The sequence below is a fragment of the Mesorhizobium sp. WSM4833 genome, assembly GCF_055811095.1.
Genome location: NZ_JBVVQG010000004.1, coordinates 197,053 through 215,587, shown reverse-complemented (window position 1 = coordinate 215,587; position 18,535 = coordinate 197,053). Strand labels below are relative to the sequence as shown.

At 63.1% G+C, this 18,535-nt stretch carries 19 protein-coding genes and 1 pseudogene; 10 read left to right on the top strand and 10 right to left on the bottom strand.

Translation table 11 applies throughout. The features are described from left to right. The first annotated feature begins 285 nt into the window (after nucleotides 1-285). The 5 genes from AC0L2D_RS09415 to AC0L2D_RS09395 are packed head-to-tail and all read left to right on the top strand — an operon-like array spanning nucleotide 286 to nucleotide 4,530. Entirely contained in the window at nucleotides 286-1,173 is an 888-nt protein-coding gene (locus AC0L2D_RS09415; protein ID WP_013529508.1) for a sugar phosphate isomerase/epimerase family protein, read from the top strand. A 59-nt stretch (nucleotides 1,174-1,232) separates the two neighbouring features. Continuing rightward, nucleotides 1,233-2,402 carry a mandelate racemase/muconate lactonizing enzyme family protein gene (locus AC0L2D_RS09410; protein ID WP_013529507.1) on the top strand — a complete coding sequence of 390 codons (1,170 nt, stop codon included), beginning with the start codon at nucleotides 1,233-1,235 and terminating at the stop codon, nucleotides 2,400-2,402. 2 nt (nucleotides 2,403-2,404) lie between these two features. Continuing rightward, nucleotides 2,405-3,121, top strand: coding sequence for a FadR/GntR family transcriptional regulator (locus AC0L2D_RS09405; RefSeq protein ID WP_013529506.1), 717 nt, complete (start codon nucleotides 2,405-2,407; stop codon nucleotides 3,119-3,121). A 5-nt stretch (nucleotides 3,122-3,126) separates the two neighbouring features. Further along, nucleotides 3,127-4,107 (top strand): hydroxyacid dehydrogenase, encoded by a 981-nt coding sequence (locus AC0L2D_RS09400; protein WP_473540879.1) that lies wholly within the window; start codon nucleotides 3,127-3,129, stop codon nucleotides 4,105-4,107. A 42-nt stretch (nucleotides 4,108-4,149) separates the two neighbouring features. Next, nucleotides 4,150-4,530, top strand: a complete 381-nt coding sequence (locus AC0L2D_RS09395; protein ID WP_473540878.1) for a hypothetical protein — start codon at nucleotides 4,150-4,152, stop codon at nucleotides 4,528-4,530. Between the two features lie 18 nt (nucleotides 4,531-4,548). Here AC0L2D_RS09395 and AC0L2D_RS09390 read toward each other — a convergent pair whose 3' ends face one another. Further along, nucleotides 4,549-5,844 carry an amidase gene (locus tag AC0L2D_RS09390; RefSeq protein ID WP_473540877.1) on the bottom strand — a complete coding sequence of 432 codons (1,296 nt, stop codon included), beginning with the start codon at nucleotides 5,842-5,844 and terminating at the stop codon, nucleotides 4,549-4,551. Between the two features lie 119 nt (nucleotides 5,845-5,963). Here AC0L2D_RS09390 and AC0L2D_RS09385 point away from each other — a divergent pair, with 119 nt between their 5' ends. Then, complete coding sequence (locus tag AC0L2D_RS09385) at nucleotides 5,964-6,311, top strand: GFA family protein (protein WP_473540876.1); 348 nt, start codon at nucleotides 5,964-5,966, stop codon at nucleotides 6,309-6,311. Between the two features lie 97 nt (nucleotides 6,312-6,408). Here AC0L2D_RS09385 and AC0L2D_RS09380 read toward each other — a convergent pair. After that, a pseudogene (locus AC0L2D_RS09380) lies at nucleotides 6,409-7,198 on the bottom strand (MFS transporter); the annotation flags it as partial. 139 nt (nucleotides 7,199-7,337) lie between these two features. On the opposite strand from AC0L2D_RS09380, the gene AC0L2D_RS09375 reads away from it, so the two are divergent. Continuing rightward, on the top strand, nucleotides 7,338-7,769 hold the full coding sequence (locus AC0L2D_RS09375) for a DUF4437 domain-containing protein (protein WP_013529500.1): 432 nt from the start codon (nucleotides 7,338-7,340) through the stop codon (nucleotides 7,767-7,769). 12 nt (nucleotides 7,770-7,781) lie between these two features. On the opposite strand, the gene AC0L2D_RS09370 is transcribed toward AC0L2D_RS09375, so the two are convergent. From AC0L2D_RS09370 to AC0L2D_RS09340, 7 genes are all read right to left on the bottom strand, one after another. Next, nucleotides 7,782-8,867 (bottom strand): ABC transporter ATP-binding protein, encoded by a 1,086-nt coding sequence (locus AC0L2D_RS09370; RefSeq protein ID WP_013529499.1) that lies wholly within the window; start codon nucleotides 8,865-8,867, stop codon nucleotides 7,782-7,784. Then, nucleotides 8,867-9,970 (bottom strand): ABC transporter ATP-binding protein, encoded by a 1,104-nt coding sequence (locus tag AC0L2D_RS09365; protein WP_473540875.1) that lies wholly within the window; start codon nucleotides 9,968-9,970, stop codon nucleotides 8,867-8,869. The genes AC0L2D_RS09370 and AC0L2D_RS09365 overlap by 1 nt, the downstream gene beginning before the upstream one ends. Further along, nucleotides 9,967-10,188: a hypothetical protein gene (locus AC0L2D_RS09360; RefSeq protein WP_013529497.1), complete on the bottom strand. Its 222-nt coding sequence runs from the start codon at nucleotides 10,186-10,188 to the stop codon at nucleotides 9,967-9,969. Before AC0L2D_RS09360 ends, AC0L2D_RS09365 begins: the two co-directional genes overlap by 4 nt. Continuing rightward, the gene (locus tag AC0L2D_RS09355; RefSeq protein WP_473540874.1) at nucleotides 10,185-11,144 is read right to left on the bottom strand and encodes a carbohydrate ABC transporter permease; all 960 of its coding nucleotides are present in this window, start codon (nucleotides 11,142-11,144) and stop codon (nucleotides 10,185-10,187) included. Before AC0L2D_RS09355 ends, AC0L2D_RS09360 begins: the two co-directional genes overlap by 4 nt. Nucleotide 11,145: 1 nt before the next feature. Then, nucleotides 11,146-12,051, bottom strand: a complete 906-nt coding sequence (locus AC0L2D_RS09350; protein WP_013529495.1) for a carbohydrate ABC transporter permease — start codon at nucleotides 12,049-12,051, stop codon at nucleotides 11,146-11,148. Nucleotides 12,052-12,116: 65 nt separating this feature from the next. Next, nucleotides 12,117-13,433 (bottom strand): ABC transporter substrate-binding protein, encoded by a 1,317-nt coding sequence (locus AC0L2D_RS09345; protein WP_013529494.1) that lies wholly within the window; start codon nucleotides 13,431-13,433, stop codon nucleotides 12,117-12,119. 359 nt (nucleotides 13,434-13,792) lie between these two features. After that, a complete protein-coding gene (locus tag AC0L2D_RS09340; protein ID WP_013529493.1) occupies nucleotides 13,793-14,488 on the bottom strand; it encodes a TetR/AcrR family transcriptional regulator in 696 nt (231 codons plus the stop codon). A gap of 111 nt (nucleotides 14,489-14,599) precedes the next feature. Between AC0L2D_RS09340 and AC0L2D_RS09335 the strand changes: the two genes are divergently transcribed. The 3 genes from AC0L2D_RS09335 to AC0L2D_RS09325 are packed head-to-tail and all read left to right on the top strand — an operon-like array spanning nucleotide 14,600 to nucleotide 17,097. Beyond that, entirely contained in the window at nucleotides 14,600-15,796 is a 1,197-nt protein-coding gene (locus AC0L2D_RS09335; RefSeq protein ID WP_473540873.1) for a Tm-1-like ATP-binding domain-containing protein, read from the top strand. A gap of 13 nt (nucleotides 15,797-15,809) precedes the next feature. Next, nucleotides 15,810-16,673, top strand: coding sequence for a phosphoenolpyruvate hydrolase family protein (locus AC0L2D_RS09330; RefSeq protein ID WP_473540872.1), 864 nt, complete (start codon nucleotides 15,810-15,812; stop codon nucleotides 16,671-16,673). A gap of 7 nt (nucleotides 16,674-16,680) precedes the next feature. Further along, nucleotides 16,681-17,097 (top strand): cupin domain-containing protein, encoded by a 417-nt coding sequence (locus AC0L2D_RS09325; RefSeq protein WP_473540871.1) that lies wholly within the window; start codon nucleotides 16,681-16,683, stop codon nucleotides 17,095-17,097. Between the two features lie 209 nt (nucleotides 17,098-17,306). Here the strand turns inward: AC0L2D_RS09325 and AC0L2D_RS09320 are convergent, their stop codons facing one another. Then, nucleotides 17,307-18,497 carry a M24 family metallopeptidase gene (locus AC0L2D_RS09320; protein WP_473540870.1) on the bottom strand — a complete coding sequence of 397 codons (1,191 nt, stop codon included), beginning with the start codon at nucleotides 18,495-18,497 and terminating at the stop codon, nucleotides 17,307-17,309. Nucleotides 18,498-18,535: the final 38 nt, after the last annotated feature.

Sequence of the window (18,535 nt, the reverse complement as noted above, 5' to 3'; positions counted from 1 at the left end):
AATGTGGAATTTTGGTCAAGCCTTGCAATGCGCCATCATGACCCCAAAACCACCCGGCGCAGGCATATATATCTCAATATAATCAAGGAAATACTCCACAGCGAAAGTTGCATCCCGGCGCTTCTTGCCGATCCGGATAATTTGCTGTAGACCTCGCTTCAGGCCCAATTGGTCGAACCAGTTTGCGAGAAAAGGCTGGGAACGCCTTGGGGAGGAACCTTTGTGTCGCCTTTTGGCGATGCATGTCGCAGGCGAACCATAGAGACGAGTTGGGAAGGACAGACCATGCATCTTTCGACGCACAACTGGATGCGCGCGGAACCCTTGGAAACGACGCTCAAGCGCATCAAGAAATTCGGCTATGAGTCGATCGAGATTTCCGGCGAACCCGAGCAGTACAAGACCAGGGAGACCCGGGCGCTGCTGAAGGAGCATGGCATTCGTTGCTGGGGCGCGGTGACCCTGATGCTGGGCGAGCGCAACCTTGCCGCCAGGAACCAGGGCCAGCGCGAGCGTTCCGTTCAGTATGTCAAGGACGTGCTGACCATGGTCAGCGAACTCGATGGCGAGATCATCACGCTGGTTCCGGCGACCGTCGGCAAGGTCGTGCCTGACGGCACCGAGGAAGAGGAATGGAAGTGGGTCGTCGACGCCACCCGCGAATGCTTCACCCACGCCAAGAAGGTCGGCGTCAAGATCGCTGTTGAACCGCTCAACCGCTTCGAGACCTATCTGTTCAATCGCGGCGCCCAGGCGCTGGCTTTGGCCGACGCGGTCAGCCCCGAATGCGGTGTCTGCCTCGACGCCTACCACCTCCATATGGAAGAATTTAACGTCTATGACGCGATCCGGCAGGCCGGAAAGCGCCTGTTCGACTTCCATGTCGCCGACAACAACCGCTTCGCCGCCGGTCTCGGCCAGATCGACTGGCCGAAGATCGTCGCTACCTTGCGCGAGATCGGCTACGACGGCGCGCTGACCAACGAGTTCGTCGCGCCCGTCGACCGGACGCCGGCGGCCCCCTATCCCGACATGGTCGAGCGCAATCCGGTCGATATCTCGCCCGAACAGCTGAAGTTCATCCAGGACCACGGCTCCAGCGTGCTCACCGAGAAATTCTACACCGACCAGATGCGCATCAACGCCGAAACGTTGCTGCCGCTGATCAAGTAGTCGACTGCCTCAGGGAAATTCGCCCTTCCGCCCTGACCGGCGCAGGGCTGGGGAAGAATATGCGTATCAAGTCCGTCCAAGCCTGGTGGATCCGCGTTCCGATCGAAGCCGCTCGGCAGCACCGCAGCGACTTCGGTCAGGTGACGACCTTCGACGCCGCCATCCTGCGCATCGAGACCGATGACGGGCTGGTCGGCTGGGGCGAAGGCAAGAACGCCGCCGGCAGTGCCGGCAGCTACGGTGCACTCGTCCACATGCTGAACCATGAAGTCGGGCCGCAGCTGGTCGGCCGCGATCCGGCCGACATCGGCATCATCTGGGAGATGCTCTACAATGGCGTGCGCCACGACAGCGCCGCACGCGGCGGCCACGCCATGCCGCAGCTGGCGCGGCGCGGCATGAGCATCGCCGCGATCAGCGCCGTCGACATCGCGCTGTGGGACATTCTTGGCAAATCGCTTGGCGTTCCTGTCTGGCGGCTGCTCGGCGGCCGCAAGCTCGATCGCATGCCGGCTTACGCGTCCGGCGGCTGGGCGGCCGCCGACGCCATCGGCGAGCAGTTGAAATCCTATATCGCCAAGGGCGGTTTCAAGGCACTGAAGATGCGGGTTGGCGCCATGGACGGCGCGGCACACATTTCCGCCACCCGCGTGCGCGCCGCACGGCAGGCGCTCGGCCCCGATGTCGAACTGATGGTCGACGCGCACGGCACCTACACGGTGGCTGAAGCCAAGCGCTTCATCCACCTTGTCAACGATTTGGACCTCGCCTGGTTCGAGGAACCTATCATCGCCGACGATAAGCCGGGCATGGCCGAAGTGCGGGCAAGTGGCGCCGTTCCGATCGCCACAGGCGAAAGCGAGGCGACCCGCTACGCCTTCCGCGACCTTGCCGTGCTCAAAGCCGCCGACATCTTCCAGCCCGATCCCGCCTTCTGCGGCGGCATCAGCGAGGCGATGAAGATCGGCACCATCGCCAGCGCCTTCAATCTGCGCTTTGCGCCGCATTTGTGGGCCGGCGCGCCCTGTTTTTTCGCAGGCTTGCATGTCTGCGCCGCCTCGCCGTCGAGTTTCACCGTCGAATATTCGCTCGGCGCCAACCCGATGATCCATGATCTGGTCGAAGAGACTGTCGAAGCCAGGGACGGCATGATAGCGATCCCGGAAAAACCGGGTCTGGGATTCACCATTTCGGAGCGGTTCCTGGAGGCGCACGCGCAACGCGGTTGACTATGAAAGAAAAGAACCTTCTCGCGGAACTCGCTGCCTACCTGTTCTCCCATTCGGACAAGGAGAGCGGCCGAACGCCATCGGAGCGCGAACTGGCGGAGCATTTCGCCGTCAGCCGCGGTCAGATCCGCGAGGCGCTGGCCATCCTGGAGGCCATGCGCATCGTTGAGCGCCGGGCCAAGTCCGGCATCTACATCGACACCAAGCAGGCCAGTGTGGAGGCCATGGCGCTCTTTGCCCGCGCGGGCCTGCCGCTCGACCCGATCCAGATCTACGAGACGGTCGAACTGCGCAAGATCCATGAGATCAAGGCGGCCGAACTTGCCTGTTCGCGTGCCACAGAGGAGAATTTCGAGCGGCTGCGCGAAATCCTGAAGGCTTCGGAAGAGCGCATCGCCGCCGGCGAAGGGCTTGCCAGGGAAGACCGCGAATTCCACCTCGAAATCGTGCGCGCCACCAAGAACAGCGTCTTCCACAATGTCTGCAGCGTCTACTACATGATGGGCGAGCAGCGCCTGCCGATCTATTTCAACGACCCCGAGCGCAACGTGCGCTCGCATGCCGAGCATATCCAGATCTATGAGGCGCTGCTGCGCCGCGACGGCAATCTCGCACAGGCGCTGATGAGCGCCCATCTGCAGGGCGCTGAGAGCTACTGGAAGGGCCTGATCGAGGGCCATGGCGAGGAGCCGCAAAGCCCGGCGCTCGAAAAAGCCTGACCGACATGGCTCGTATCCTCACGACGCACCCTCTGCACCCGCGCGCCTCGGCTATGCTCTCCGGCGCCGGCGAGCTCGTCGTCGCCTCCGCCATCGATCCGGCCACGCTGGCCGCCGAGGCGAAAAATGCCGACATCGTCATCGTGCGCGCGCCGCTGCCCCCACAGCTTTTCGACGGCGCAAAGCTGCTGCGGGCGGCAATCCGTCATGGCGCCGGGCTCGACATGATCCCGATGGAAGCAGCGACGGCCGCCGGCGTGCTGGTGGCGAATGTGCCGGCGGTCAATGCCCGATCGGTGGCCGAACACGTCATGTTCGTGGCCCTCGCCTTGCTGCGCAACTTCCGCGTCGTCGACCGCGACCTGCGCGCCAAAGGCTGGCTTGCCGGCCGCGAGCACGCCAACGCCAACAGCGAGCTTGCCGGCAAGACGATCGGCATTGTCGGCCTCGGCGCCGTCGGCCAGGCGGTCGGCCATATCGCCGCGCACGGCTTCGACGTGAAAGTGGTGGCAACGACGCGCAGCATGCAGCCGGCGCCGGACAAGGTCGGCTTCCTGTCGATCGACGCTCTCGTCGAGCAGAGCGACATCATCGTTCTGTGCTGCCCGCTGACGCCGGAAACGCGCGGCCTGATCAACCGTGAGCGGATCGCCCGCATGAAGCCGCAGGCGCTGCTGATCAACGTGTCGCGCGGACCGGTCGTCGACGACGACGCGCTGATCGAGGCCTTGCAGAAACGGCGCATCGGCGGCGCCGCGCTCGACGTGTTTGCGACGCAGCCGCTGCCGTCGAACCATCCCTATTTCGGCTTCGACAATGTCATCATCACGCCGCACATGGCGGGGATCACCGAGGAATCGATGATGCGCATGGGCGTCGGCGCGGCGGGCGAAGCCCTGCTGGTGCTGGCGGGCAAGCTGCCGGTCAATCTGCGCAATCCAGAAGTGGTCGATCACTATCGGCGGCGGTTTCCGGCGAGCCTGTAACCCATCGCGGTTTCGCCCCAATTCTCCGCGACGTTGAGAGCCATGCCCGGTCTCGCCTTCCTCTTTGTCGCTGCCTGTTCGCTCTGTGCCATGCCGGCATTCGCGGCCGAGAGCAGTTATGTCTATTGCGACAACGGGCTGCGCTGCTTCAAGGCGCCCTGCCCGTCCAACAGCGCACTCGACCTTGCCACCGGGGCGATCATCAAGGGCGTGTCGATCGACCCCAGCGGATTGCCGCAGGCCGACAAGGCGATAACCGATCTTTCCGACGCGCTTCATGCTGGCAAGATCGTCGTCAGGGGCTCGATCGAGCACCGCACCCAGACGATCGCCGGCAAGGAGTACAATTTGCCCTGGCTGGTCGCGACCCGTATCGTACGGACCGCCAAGGACAGCGAACGCAAGCGCTGCTCGTCGCGCTGATGGGCGGTTCAGCCCTACTCACGCGCCAAGCAGCTGCTCCACCTCTGCTGCTATGCGCAGCAGGCGTTGGTCATGGCCGTTGCGCGCCACCAGCATCAAGCCGGCGGGCAGCTGAGTGCCCGGCATCGGCAGCGAGATCGCGCAGAGATCGAACTGGTTGGCAACCTGCGTGTTGCGCAGCAGCAGGCCTTCGGTGCGGTCACGCAACTCAGGGTGGTCAGCCATCGAGACGATAGTCGGCGCCGTCACCGGTGTGGTCGGCAAGGCCAGCACATCGACCGAGGACAGCCGCTCGTCCATGGCGGCGGCGAGCGCTGTACGACGGCGCATTGCCCTGATGTAGACAGGCGTCGGCAGCATGGCTGCCCGCGACAAAGGTCCGCTGACATGCGGGTCGACCGGCACCGATGCCCCTGTCGCCAGCCAGTCGGCATGCACTTCGGCCCCCTCCATCGCGGCGATCGAACCACGCTTGGTGGCCGCGCGCAAATCGGCAAGCAGATCGTCGATCGACAGATCCTCGATCCGCGCGCCCGTCTGCTCGATCTTGCCAAGGCAGCGGTCGAACGCGGTCGCCACCTCGTCTTCCGTCTCTTCGAAAAGGACGCCGCGCGGAATGCCTATGCGAAGCCCTGCCAGGGCAATCGGCGTCAGCGCGGTCGGCACCTCACCGGCCATCACGGCGTCGGCGGCGGCACACTGGGCGACGGTTCGGGCAAGCGGACCGATCGAGTCCAGCGTGGCCGACAGTGGGAACGCGCCGGCGAGCGGCACACGTCGCGCCGTCGGCTTGAAGCCGACGACACCGTTGAGTGAAGCCGGAATGCGTATCGAACCGCCGGTGTCGGAACCGATCGATATTTCGCTCGTGCGCTCGCCGACGGAAACGCCGGCGCCTGAGGAAGAACCGCCCGGAATGCGATTGGTGTCCACGGCATTGCCAGGCGTGCCGAAATGCTGGTTGTCGCCGATCGCGGTGAAGGCGAATTCGGTCATGTTGGTCTTGCCGGTGATAACCGCGCCGGCCTGCCGCAGCCGGCTGACGATCGCGGCATCGCCCAGCGGAGGTGCTGTGGTCTTGAGCATCAGCGAGCCGGCCGTGGTTGGCTCGCCGGCGACATCGAACAAATCCTTGATCGAGACGATGGTGCCGTCGAGCGGCCCGAGCGTCACGCCGGCTTGGCTGCGCGCATCGCTGGCATCGGCCGCGGCCCTCGCGGCTTCGGCATAGAGCTTCGTGAACACACGCTCTTCGCCGGCACGGGCGGCGAGGCGCGCAAGGATGATTTCCAGATGATCACGGACGGATTGCATTTTCGGTGTCGGACTCCGGACGCCTTGAACGTCTTAAGGGATAGCGGCCAGTGCCTGGCTTGCCGAGACTTAACCCGGCGCAGACGGTTTTGCACCCTGTCGAATGCGAGGAAAATCCGATGCTCTACAAAGGCAGCTGCCACTGCGGCAAGGTCGCCTTCGAATTCAAGGCCGAACTGACCAGTGCCATCAGGTGCAATTGCTCGATCTGCTCGCGCAAGGGCGCCCTGTTGTGTGCCATCCCGCACGGGACCTTGCGGGTCCTGGCCTGGGGCGACGATTTGGGCACCTACACATTCGGCAATCATGCCATCGCGCACCGGTTCTGCCGGGCCTGCGGTATCCATCCCTTTGCGGAGGATGTCCGCGAGGGCCGTGAACGCAGCGCCTACATCAACATCAACTGCGTGGCCGATCTCGACCCCTCGATCCTGTCGGTCTTCGATTTCGATGGGCGGTCGGCCTGAGTTCGTTCGTCGCTGCCGTCACAACGGCGTCGGCCCGAAAACCGTGATGGTTCTCGGGCCGACGCGCAGGTGTCAGGGAAGCCTGATTGCGGCGAGGCTACTCGGCCTGCTTCGGGCCGCAGGAACACCACGCTGGCCGCCAGCAATGTCGCCGCGCCGCAATAGGCGAAGGCACTGGCGACGCCGGTGTGGTCGACCAGCAGGCCGCCGAAGACGGCGCCGAGCGCGATCGCCACCTGGAACGTCGCCACCATCAGTCCGCCGGCGCTTTCTGCCTGGTCGGGTGCTGCCCGCACCAGCCAGCTCTGCAGCCCGACCGGAACCGCGCCGAAAGCAAAGCCCCAGACCGCAACGGCGGCAGCGGCGATCGTCGGCGAAGCTCCGAAAACCAGCATCGAGGCGGCGGCCGGTGCGATCAGCAAGGGCGCCAGCCCAACGGCTGCCTTGAGGCTGCGCTCGGCCAGGATGCCGCCGGCGACATTGCCGAAGAAGCCGCCAATGCCATAGGCCAGCAGCACCAGCGAGATCGTCTCGATGTCGAGCACGGGGACCTTCTCGAGGAAGGGACGGACATAGGTGAAGCCGGCAAAGTGTCACGAAGCGACCAGCAGCACGACCAGCAGCGCCACCCGGATCGACGGACGCTTCAGCACGTCGAGCAAGGTGCGGAAGCTTGCCACACCCACGGGGGGCAATTTCGAAATGGTGGCCAGCTGCACCAGCAGCGCCAGGGCGGCGACCACGGTCGCAATCATGAAGGCCGTGCGCCAGCCCCAGATGTCACCGACATAGGCGCCGACCGGCGCCGCACAGACGGTCGCCAGCGAAACGCCGGTCAGGATGATCGACATGGCGCGCGGCATCAATCGCATCGGCACCAGCCGCAGCGTGGCCGTGGATCGCCGAGTCTGGATGAATTGCCAAGCCTTCCGGACGCAATGCCATTGCCGGGCCACCCGCATGCAATAGCTTGCCAGAACCAGGCAGCGAGAGGCCGGCGGCAAGCCGGTCCGAAGAGGAGAACCAATGCCAAATCATCCGAAGCTCATCGCACTCGCCGTCATGCTTGCGGTTCCCGGGCGCGCCTTTGCCCTCGAGGACAGCTACCTGCCGGCCGACAAGATCCCCTATGTGGCGGAAGTACCCGACCAGCCGCATCGTCTTGGCCCTTTGTGGGGCGAGCGGGCCAAGGGTCCGGCAGGCACGTTGCTGAAGGTTCCCGGCAACTGGCGCGCACCGGTCCATGCGCACACCGCGGATTATCGTGCGGTGGTCATAAAGGGGATGTGGGCGCACTGGCAGATGGATGGCGGCGAGGCGACCAAGGTCGAACTGCCTCCTGGATCCTACTGGACCCAGAAAGCCAATGAGATGCATGACGACGCCTGCGTCTCCGACACGGAATGCGTGATCCTGCTGATCAACGACACGCCCTACGAAACCTACTTCCAGAAATAGGCTGGGATGCGGCTACGAGGCGTGACGCAAGCTGACGCCGCTGCCCTTGTCGAACAGCACCACCTTGTCGGGGTTCCAGGCAAAGCGCACCGCCTGCTCGATGGCGACGTCGGTCCTGGCCGGCACGGTTGCACGCAGTGTCGCGTCGCCGACGCGCAGCGTCAGGATCTTTTCGACGCCGTGGTTCTCGACGTCGTGGACACGCGCCTCGACCGGCGCGCCGCTCTCGAGATAGACGTCCTCGGGACGAATGCCGAAGACGAGCGGGCGACCGTCGGTCGCCCCGCCCGCTTTGGCTCCCCCTGAAAAAGGCAATTCGAAATTCAGCGGCGCCATCACCGCGCGGCCGTTCACGAGCTTGCCGTCGATGAGGTTCATCGGCGGCGAGCCGACGAAGCTCGCCACATAGGTGTCGCGTGGATTGTTGTAGATCTCATGCGGTGTGCCGGTCTGGACGATTCGGCCATGGTTGAGCACGCCGACCTTGTCACCCATCGACATCGCCTCGATCTGATCGTGGGTGACGAACAGGAAGGTGGCGCCGAGCTGTATCTGCAGGTTCTTCAGTTCAGTCCGCAGCGCCTCGCGCAGCTTGGCGTCGAGCGCAGACAGCGGCTCGTCCATCAGGAACACACGCGGCTTGCGCACAATGGCGCGGCCGATCGAGACGCGCTGCATCTCGCCGCCGGACAGCCGATCCGTCTTGCGGTCGAGCAGATGCTCGATCCGCAGCGTACGGGCGGCACGGTCGACACGGTCCTTGATCTCGGCGTCGGGCAGCCGGCGAATTTTCGGCTTCAGCGGGAATTCGAGATTTTCGCGCACCGTGTAGCGCGGATAGAGCGAATATTGCTGCAGCACCAGCGCCACGTCACGCTCGGCCGCACCCCAGTCGGCAACGTCGACGCCGTCGATGAAGACCTGGCCTTCGCTGGGCTTTTCCAAGCCGGCGATAAGCCGCAGCGTCGTCGTCTTGCCGGCGCCCGTCTCGCCCAGCAGCACGAAGAACTCGCCATCGGCAATATCGAGATCGAGCCCGGTGAGCGCCGTGTGGTTGCCGAAGGTCTTCGAGATGTTCTTGAGCTGGATATGGGCCATCAGAGTCTCACCTCGAGCGACTTGCCGCTTGCCTTGTCGAAGAAATGCGCCTGGGTCGGGTCGATCCTGGCGAAGACCCTTTCACCGGGTCCGGCAACGAAGCCGCTCTTGGTGCGGGCCCGCAGCAACTCGGTTCCGACCTTGAGATCGACGATGTCGAAGGAGCCGAGCGGCTCGACGATATGTGTGTCGACAGGCACGAAGCCCTCGGTCGCCTCGCGCCGGATGAGCACGCCTTCCGGCCGTATGCCAAGCGCCAACTGGCCGCCGGCATGGCCGTTGAGCTTCGACAGCAATGCCTGCGGAAATTCGAAGCCAGAAGCCGCGCCGCCGACCGTTACCGAGACCGCGGATCCGGTCTCGGCGACTGCGGCATCGGTGACATTCATCACCGGGCTGCCGACGAATTGCGCCACGAACAGATTTGCCGGTTGCGAATAGACCTCGTCGGGCGTGCCGACCTGTTGCAAGACGCCTGCGTGCATGATGACGATGCGGTCGGCCAGGCTCATGGCCTCGATCTGGTCGTGCGTGACATAGATGGTGGTCGAGCCCTGCTTGATGTGCAGCCGCTTGATTTCCGCGCGCATCTCCTCGCGCAGCTTGGCGTCGAGCGCGCCGATCGGCTCATCCATCAGCATGGCTTTCGGCCGCCGCACCAGAGCGCGGCCAATGGCGACGCGCTGCATGTCGCCACCCGAGAGCGCCGACGGCTTCTTGTCCAGCAGGTCGGTGATCTGCAGCGTCTTGGCGACGGAGCGCACCTCGCTGTCGATCTCCGTCTTGCTCTTGCGCGTGGCGCGCAAGGGGAAGGCGATGTTCTCGTAGACGCTCATATGCGGATAGAGCGAGAACGACTGGAACACCATGGCGATGTCGCGGTCGGCGGCCTTCAAATGCTGCACCGGCTTGCCGTCGATGAAGATGTCGCCCTCGTCGATGGTTTCCAGCCCGGCGATGGCGCGCAGCGTCGTCGTCTTGCCGCAGCCCGATTGGCCGAGCAGCACGATGAACTCGTTGTCGGCGATCTTGAGGTTTAGGTCCTTGATGACCTGGACGGCGCCGAAGAATTTCTGGACGCCGCGAAGCTCGATCTGGGTCAATGCTGTGCTCCCGGATTGCGCACCTGGCCGGTGCCGGCCTTCTCCTCGGGCGCGATCTTGGAGGTTACGTTGAAGCCGACGAGCCCGATCAGGATGATGGTCAGGCCATAGCTGTGCAGCAGCATGTTCCAGGGCTGGCAGAGCGCGACGATGCCGAGCACCATCAGTATCTGCGACCCAGGCTCAAGGTATTTCTGGTTGAAGGCGCGAAAACTCATTTGCGGATCGCTCCGAAGGACATGCCGCGCAGCAGATGATTGCGAAGCAGGAAGGTGAAGATGGCGACCGGCAGCAGGAACAGGAAGGTTCCGGAGGCGATCACCGTCCAGTCCGGCAGGCCCGAACCGACCTGGCTCGGGATGAAGGGAGGCGCGGTCTGGGCGCGGCGGTTGGTCATGATCAGCGCAAAGGCGTATTCGTTCCATGCGGTGATGAAACAGAACACGGCGGTGGCGGCGATGCCCGTGGCGGCCTCCGGCAGCACGATCTTGAAGAACGCCTCCATGCGCGTGTAGCCGTCGACAAGCGCGGCCTCCTCATATTCCTTCGGAATCTCGTCCATGAAACCCTTCATCAGCCACACGGAGAAGGACAGGTTGAAGGCGGTGTAGAGAATGATCAGGCCCAGATGCGTGTCGTTGAGCCCGACTGCCCGGTACATCAGGAACATCGGGATGGCGACCACCACCGCCGGCAACATGCGCGTCGACAGGATGAAGAAGAGCAGGTCCGCCTCCCCCTTCACCTTGAAGCGCGAGAAGCCATAGGCGGTGAATGTCCCCATGCCGACCGCCAACACCGTCGAGGTGATGGCGATGATGAGCGAGTTCAGGAAGCGGCTCGGATATCCCGACCATTGCACCTGGCCCTTGCCGTCGCGCACGATCTTCTCGCCGCCGTCGAACACGACGCGTTCCCACCACGGGGCGGCGGCATATTCTTCGGCCGACGGCGGGCTGCGCAACTGTGAGCGCTTTGTGAAAAGTTTGACGAAAGGCGAGATGGTCGGCTCGAACATCACCGTCGGCGGGATCGTCGTGGCCAGGTTGCGTGGCTTGAACGAGGTCGCCACGATCCAGTAGATCGGCGCCAGGAAGATGATCGTCACCAAGAGGACGACGACAATAGCGACCTTGTTGAGCGCCCGTTCACCCGAAGTCTGGACGGCCGCCATCTCAGCGCTCCTTAACTTTGTTGAGGTATTTCACATAGATGTTGGTGATCGCCAGCACCATGATCAGCACGATATAGGCAAGCGCGCAGGAGCGCCCCGTCTGCCATTCCTGGAAAGCCATCTTGTAGAGACGGATGGAAATCACCTCGGTGCTCGGCTGCGTCGACAGCACATAGGCAAGATCGAAAGTCTTGAAGGCTTCCATGGTGCGGAAGATGACCGCGATCATTAGGATCGGCGCGACCAGCGGCAGCGTGATGCGGAAGAAGGTATAGAACGGCCCGGCGCGGTCGATCGCGGCAGCTTCGTAAAGATGCTTCGGCACCGCCGAAAGCCCGGCGAGCGACAACAGCATGACGAAGGGCGACCACATCCAGATGTCCGTGAACGCGACCGCGTAGAGCGCCATCTTCGGGTCGCCGAGCCATTGGAATTTGCCGAGGTCGAGCACGTAGTTGATGACACCCCAGGACGGATCGTAGAGCAGCTTCCAGAACAGGCCGACCACCGCCATCGAGAGCATCATCGGCAAGAGCAGCAATGTCGTGATCAGGCCCTTGAGCGGAATGGTGCGATTGAGCAGCATTGCCGTTCCAAAGCCGACGACAACCTGACCGACGACCGAGACGATGACGTATTTCGCGGTCACCGCGAAATTGTTCCAGATATAAGGGTCGCTGAGGAGCTCGCGATAATTCTTCAGTCCGACGAAATTGGCCGGCGCATTGGTCGATGCGCGGAAGTCGGTGAAGGAATAGCCGAGCGAATAGATCAGCGGAAAGATGTTGAAGACGATCAGGAACACGATCGTCGGGATGATGAAGAGGTTGCGTATCGAAATGTCGCTGAGGCCGCGAGAGGCGGCTCTGGAGGAGGTATTCAGCGGTGTGATCATTGTGGTCGCCAAGACCTGCTCCCATTCCTGAAAAAGAAAACGGAGGAGGCGCAGGCCTCCTCCGCACTACATGTCGGTTATTGGCCGCGGCCGTATTTCTTGAACGTGGCGTCCCAATCCTTCGCCAGCGCATCCAGCATTTCCTTGGCCGTACCATCGCCGTTTACGATGTACGGATAGACACGCTGGTTGAGCTGCTGCAGCAGTTCCGCATACTCCGGCACCGCCCAGAAGTCCTTGACCTTGAACATCGTGTCGTAGAAGGCCTTGTTGTAGGGCGTGGCGTTCTGGAACTCGGCCGATTCCAGCACGGCCTTGTTGCAGGTGTAGCCGCCGAGGGCCGCCCACTTCTTCTGCGTATCGTCCTGGATGAACCACTTCAGGAATTTCATCGCCTCTTCCTTGTTGTTGGAATAGGAGACGACGGAAATGCCCTGGCCGCCGAGCGCGGCGAACTGCTCGCCACCTGGACCTGCCGGGTTGGCGAAGAAGCCGGTGTTCTTGGCGTTCGGGTTCGACGCCTCGTTGATCAACGAGGGGAAGAAGGCGAAGTAGTTCATGCTCATCGCCGCCAGGCCTTCGGTGATGGCCTGGTTGTTCTCGACGAAAAAGGCGTTGGTCCAGCCCGGAGGCGTGAAGCCGAACAGCTTGCGGTAGTTTTCCGCCGCGGCCACCGCCTTGTCCGAGTTGATGATGCCGTCGACCTTGTAGGTACCGAAGTCGCCGAGCTCACCGCCATACGAGAACAGCGCGTTCTCGAAGCCCATCGCCAGGCCGTCATACTGGTTCTGGGTGTAGATGGCGATGCCGTAGCGGTTCTGGTCGGGCCTGTTGAAGAACTCCGCGATGTCGGTCATTTCCTTGAAGGTCTTCGGAACGGCAAGGTCGTAGCCATACTTGGCCTTGAACGCTTCCATTTCCTTCGGATCCTCGAACCAGTCCTTGCGGTAGGCCCAGCCCACGGCGTCGCCCTCGGCCGGGATCGACCAGTACTTGCCGCTGTTGCCGGGATATTCGGAGTAGAACTTGACCGTCGCCGGAGCCATCTTGTCGAGAACCTTGTTCTCTTTGACGAAGTCGGTGAGGTCGACATAGTGACCGCCCTCGGAGGCGGCACCAAGCCATTGCGAGTCGCCGACGACCAGGTCATAGGCGCTGCCCTTGGCGTTGAACTCGGTAAAGGCCTTGGTCTGGAAATCGGCCCACGGGGTGGTTTCCACCGTGATCTTGACGCCGGTTTGCTTCTCGTACTCGTTGCCGAGCTCCTGCAGATAATTTGCGGGATCCCATTCAGCCCAGAAGATGGTGAGTGACTTTTCCTGCGCGTAAACGGACGTTCCGCAGGCAAGCGTTAAGCCGATACCAGCAAGTACGCTGGTCACTAACTTGCGCATAATGATTTCCTCCCTTGTGCGCGTTCTACCTTATCGTGCGAGCCGGCAACGTGGCCGGCCCTGGTAGTTCCTCCCGTGATCGCACCTTTCCGGTTTCGAGCCTCCTCGCCCCGCCGGAAAATGGATCGCAGCCCTCACTTTCGATCCGCTTTTCTGATCCAATCTGGTATTACCAATTTTGCATGCGCGTCAAGCCCTTTCTTGGCAGCTTGACGCGGCCATTTCCATCGGATTACCGCTTTATCTGCCTGTTTTACCAAGATTTTCCTACTCAGTGATATGATCGGGTATTGTCCAATACCCCACCCAACCGCTAAGATCAGTAGTGTGCATGCCAATCTGGTCGAACCAGTTAGGCTCTATTTCACGACTGCCTTCGGATCGAGGCTGCCTCCTTCATCGACCGATTCCGCCACTGCCGCACGCACCAGCGCCCCGGCCGCCCACTGTGCGACCGACATCGTCCGGCGGCTGTCCAGCCCCCAGATATCCTTGAGCACGATCAGCACCTCGACGCCGAAGATAAGCGACAGCGCCTGTGCCAGCCGCTTGAAGTCGCGCGGCGGCAAACGGCCCTTGAGCGGCGCGATCGCATCCTTCAGCAGGTCGATGCGGTGGCCACGCGTAAAGGCGGGCTCACCGCCCAGCGTGCCGGCCTGACGCCGCGCCCATTGATCGAGCGACAGCTTCAGTGCTGCCTTGAACGTAGCCTCGAAGGCCTCGATGCGCGGCATGGCCGTGTCGAACAGCTCGGCGACCCGGCGCTCGGCATCGGCGGAGGTCGATTGCCAGGTGAGGATTGGCCCCAGCCCCTCGTCGACGACGGCCTGCACCAGTGCCGACTGGCTCGGGAAGTAACGATAGGCGGTGGCGCGGGAAACCTCGGCCGCCTCGGCGACCTCGCTGACTGAGGGCGTGACGCCCGCCTGCATCAGCCTTGTTGCCGTCTCCAGCATCAGCCGTTTGGTCCGCGCGCGCGGCCCACGTTCGGGCACTGGGCCGGTTGCCCGTTCAGCCTCGTCGCTCGCAGCGGATTGTTGACGTGAGACATTCATACCAATACGATACGCGCGTCTCAAAAATTTGCAATGGCGTCCGCATCGTCGAGTGGCCCGGGCAATGAGCGATGGGGGCGGCATCGCGCCTGCCAAGATTGGGAGAGCGCAATGAAGCGTATTTATGTGGTGGGTACCGCGGACACCAAGGGCGAGGAACTCGCCTTCCTGGCCGATGCAATCACGGCTGCGGGCGCCCTCGTTTGTCGTGTCGATGTCGGAACGCGCGACGCAACCATCCCCGTCGATATCAGCGCGAGGGAAATCGCCGACCATCATCCCGGCGGCAGTGAAACCGTGCTCGGCGGCAATGATCGCGGCGCCGCGGTCGCCGCAATGGGCATCGCCTTCGCCCGCTTTGCCCAATCGCGCAACGACATCGCGGCCATGATCGGCATTGGCGGCGGTGGCGGCACATCGATCGTCACGTCGGGCATGCGCGCCCTGCCGCTCGGCCTGCCCAAGATCATGGTCTCGACGCTCGCCTCCGGCGATACCGCACCCTATGTCGATGTCTCCGACATCATCATGATGCCGGCGGTGACCGACATGGCCGGGCTGAACCGGCTCTCCCGCGTCGTGCTGCACAATGCCGCCCAGGCGATATCAGGCATGGCGGCGAGGCCGGCGCCGGCGCCCGACGGCAGGCCGTCGATCGGCCTTACCATGTTCGGCGTCACCACGCCTTGCGTGACGGCTATCGCCGATCAGCTCCGCTCGACCTATGATTGCATGGTCTTCCACGCCACCGGCACCGGCGGCCGCAGCATGGAGAAGCTGGCCGACAGCGGCCTACTGTCCGGGATCATCGACATCACCACGACCGAAGTCTGCGATCTGCTGTTCGGCGGCGTGCTGCCGGCGACGGAGGATCGTTTCGGCGCCATCGCCCGCACCGGGCTGCCCTATGTCGGCTCCGTCGGCGCGCTCGACATGGTGAACTTCTGGGCGCCTTCGACCATCCCGGAACACCATCGCGGCCGGCTGTTCTACGAGCACAATCCCAATGTCACGCTGATGCGCACCACGGCGGACGAATGCCGCGCGATCGGCGAGTGGATCGGCACTAGGCTCGCCCGTTGCGGGGGGGCGGTGCATTTTCTGATCCCGGAAAAAGGCGTCTCGGCGCTCGACATCGAAGGCGGCGCCTTCTTCGACCCGGAAGCCGACGCCGTTCTGTTCGAAGCCATCGAGCGCACCATCCAGCCCAACGGCAAGCGGCGCGTGACGCGCCTGCCGCTGCATATCAACGACCCGGAATTCGCAAGGGCTGCAACAGCGGCCTTCCTCGACATCGCCAGACAGTGAGAGACCTCAAAAAATGCCCGCCATACCGCGCAAGGACATCTTGAAGAAATTCAGGGGAATGATCGACAAGGGCGTGCCGATCGTCGGCGGCGGCGCCGGCACCGGCCTGTCGGCGAAGGCCGAGGAGGCCGGTGGCATCGACCTCATCATCATCTACAATTCCGGCCGCTACCGCATGGCCGGGCGCGGCTCGGCCGCCGGCCTGCTCGCCTATGGCAATGCCAACGAGATCGTCAAGGAAATGGCCTACGAGGTGCTGCCGGTGGTCAGACACACGCCGGTGCTGGCCGGCGTCAACGGCACCGACCCGTTCGTCATCATGCCGCTGCTGCTGGCCGAGCTGAAGACGATGGGCTTTTCCGGCGTGCAGAACTTTCCCACCATCGGTCTGTTCGACGGAAGCATGCGGCAAAGCTTCGAGGAAACCGGCATGGGCTTCGGCCTCGAGGTCGACATGATCGCCGAGGCGCACAAGCTCGACCTCTTGACCACGCCCTATGTCTTCAACCCCGACGAGGCCCGCGCCATGACCAAGGCCGGCGCCGACATCATCGTCGCCCATATGGGTGTGACGACGGGCGGCTCGATCGGCGCGACATCGGCCAAGTCGCTCGACGACTGCGTCGTCGAGATCGACGCCATCGCCAACGCGGCGCGCTCGGTGCGCAAGGATGTCATCCTGCTTTGCCATGGCGGCCCGATTTCGATGCCCGACGACGCCCGCTACATCCTCTCCCATGCCAAGGGCCTGCACGGCTTCTATGGCGCAAGCTCTATGGAACGGCTGCCGGCGGAAGCCGCGATCGCCAAACAGACGGCCGATTTCAAGGCGGTGACACTTGGTGGTGACAAGACCACGAAGAAAAAGAAGGGATGATGAGACGATGACTGACACGAGCAAGGTATTTGTCTACCCGAAGGACGTCAGCGCCTTCGGCTTCGACTGGGGCAGACTGGCGCTGACGGTGGCGCCCGAGGTGAATGGTGCGACCCGCTTTTCCGGCGGCGTCGTCGACCTGCCCTCCGGCAAGGGTCACACACGCCACAATCATCCCGGTGCCGAGGAAATCATCTTCGTCATTTCGGGCCATGGCGAACAGATGGTCGAGGACGAGAAGGGCAATCCGGTGATCGAGAAAGTCGGTCCCGGCTGCACCATCTATGTGCCGGAAAGCCGCTTTCATTCGACACTCAACACCGGCGACGGGCCGATGCAGCTTTTCGTCGTCTATTCGCCGGCAGGGCCTGAACTGGTTTTGCGCGAGCTGCCGGATTTCAGGCTGATTCCGCCGGGACAGTGATGAACTCGTTCTAGGGCAGCGCTGCCCCTCATTGTCCTGCCGGACATTTCTCCCCGTATAGTGGCGGGGAGAAAGACGCAGTCATCGGCGCTTTCGCTAGTTTTCAACGCCGCAAATAGGCGCCGAGGGCGCGGCTGCCCTCTTCTCCCCGTCACTATACGGGGAGAAGGTGCCGGCAGGCGGATGAGGGGCAGCGCCAGCCTTGGGTTCTATAAAATCCCACCCTGGTTCCACCCCCGCCCCCGATCACCGAACATCACATAGCCGGTTTCGGTGACCGCCAGCGTATCCTCCAGCTTGATGAAGCCACGCGTCGGGTGGAGCATGGTCGTCTCCACCGACAGCACCATGTTCTTCTCCAGCGGCTTGGCCGCATAGGTGCCTTCATAGGTCACCGGATGGTTGGTCATCAGGAATGGCGCTTCATGCGTGATCAGCCCCATGCCATGGGCGAAGAAATCCGTGTAGGGCGCGACCTTCGAAGCCTTCAGCACGCCCTCAGCGTGCGAAATCATGTCGCCGCCCAGCGTGCCCGCTTTGACTTTTGAGAAGGCCGCCTGCTGCACCGTCTCGACCTCGGCCAGCAGATCTTCCAGTTCGGCATCCGGTTCGCCGAGAATGCCCATCCGGCAGAGGTCGCCGATATAGCCATGATAATTGCCGCCGGAATCGATCGACAGCACCTCGCCTTTCTTCCACGCCTGCGGTGAAGCGGCGCGGTTGTGGCTGGCGCCCAGCGTCAGCAGGCAATATTCGAAATGAATGCCGCGATTGGTTTCCTCGCGCCGCAGATGCTCGATGATCTCGCTCTTGGTCGTGCCTTCGCGCGCCCAGGCAATGGTCGCCAGCATGGAATCGGTGATCAGTTCGGAGGCCGTGCGCAGCTTCTCCAGTTCGGCATCGGTCTTGATCGCGCGCATGCGCTCCAGCATGTCGGTCGCGTCGATCAGCCTGGCGTCCGGCAACGCCTTGCGGATCAGCGTATAGGCGTCCGACGGCAGGAAGCCGGGCTCGATGCCGATGCGGGCGCCCGCCTTGCCGATCTTCTGCAGATGCTCGACAGCGAGATTGGCGGCGTCGAGCGTGCCCCAGCAGGCAGCGTGCAGCGTCGGCGTCCAGAACGGGTTGTTCTGATGCTCGCCGCCCTCCATGCGGTTGCCGATATAGGCGGCATGGTCCGGCCCGCCCTTTTCGTACACGACGATCGGCAGGTATCGGCTGTGGCCGATCGCATCCATGGCGGCGAAGAAGATGAACTTGTAACCGCCCAGCAGATATTGCGTGTTGTGCTTGGAGGTGGCGAGCAGCACATCGATGCCGGCCTCCTCCATCAGCCGGTCGACCCTTGCCTGGTCGAACGGGATATTGCCGACGGCATTCTTGCCCGGAGCAATGTTCATCTCTCTCTCCCTGAATTGCCTGGGATCGCCGGCCGTTC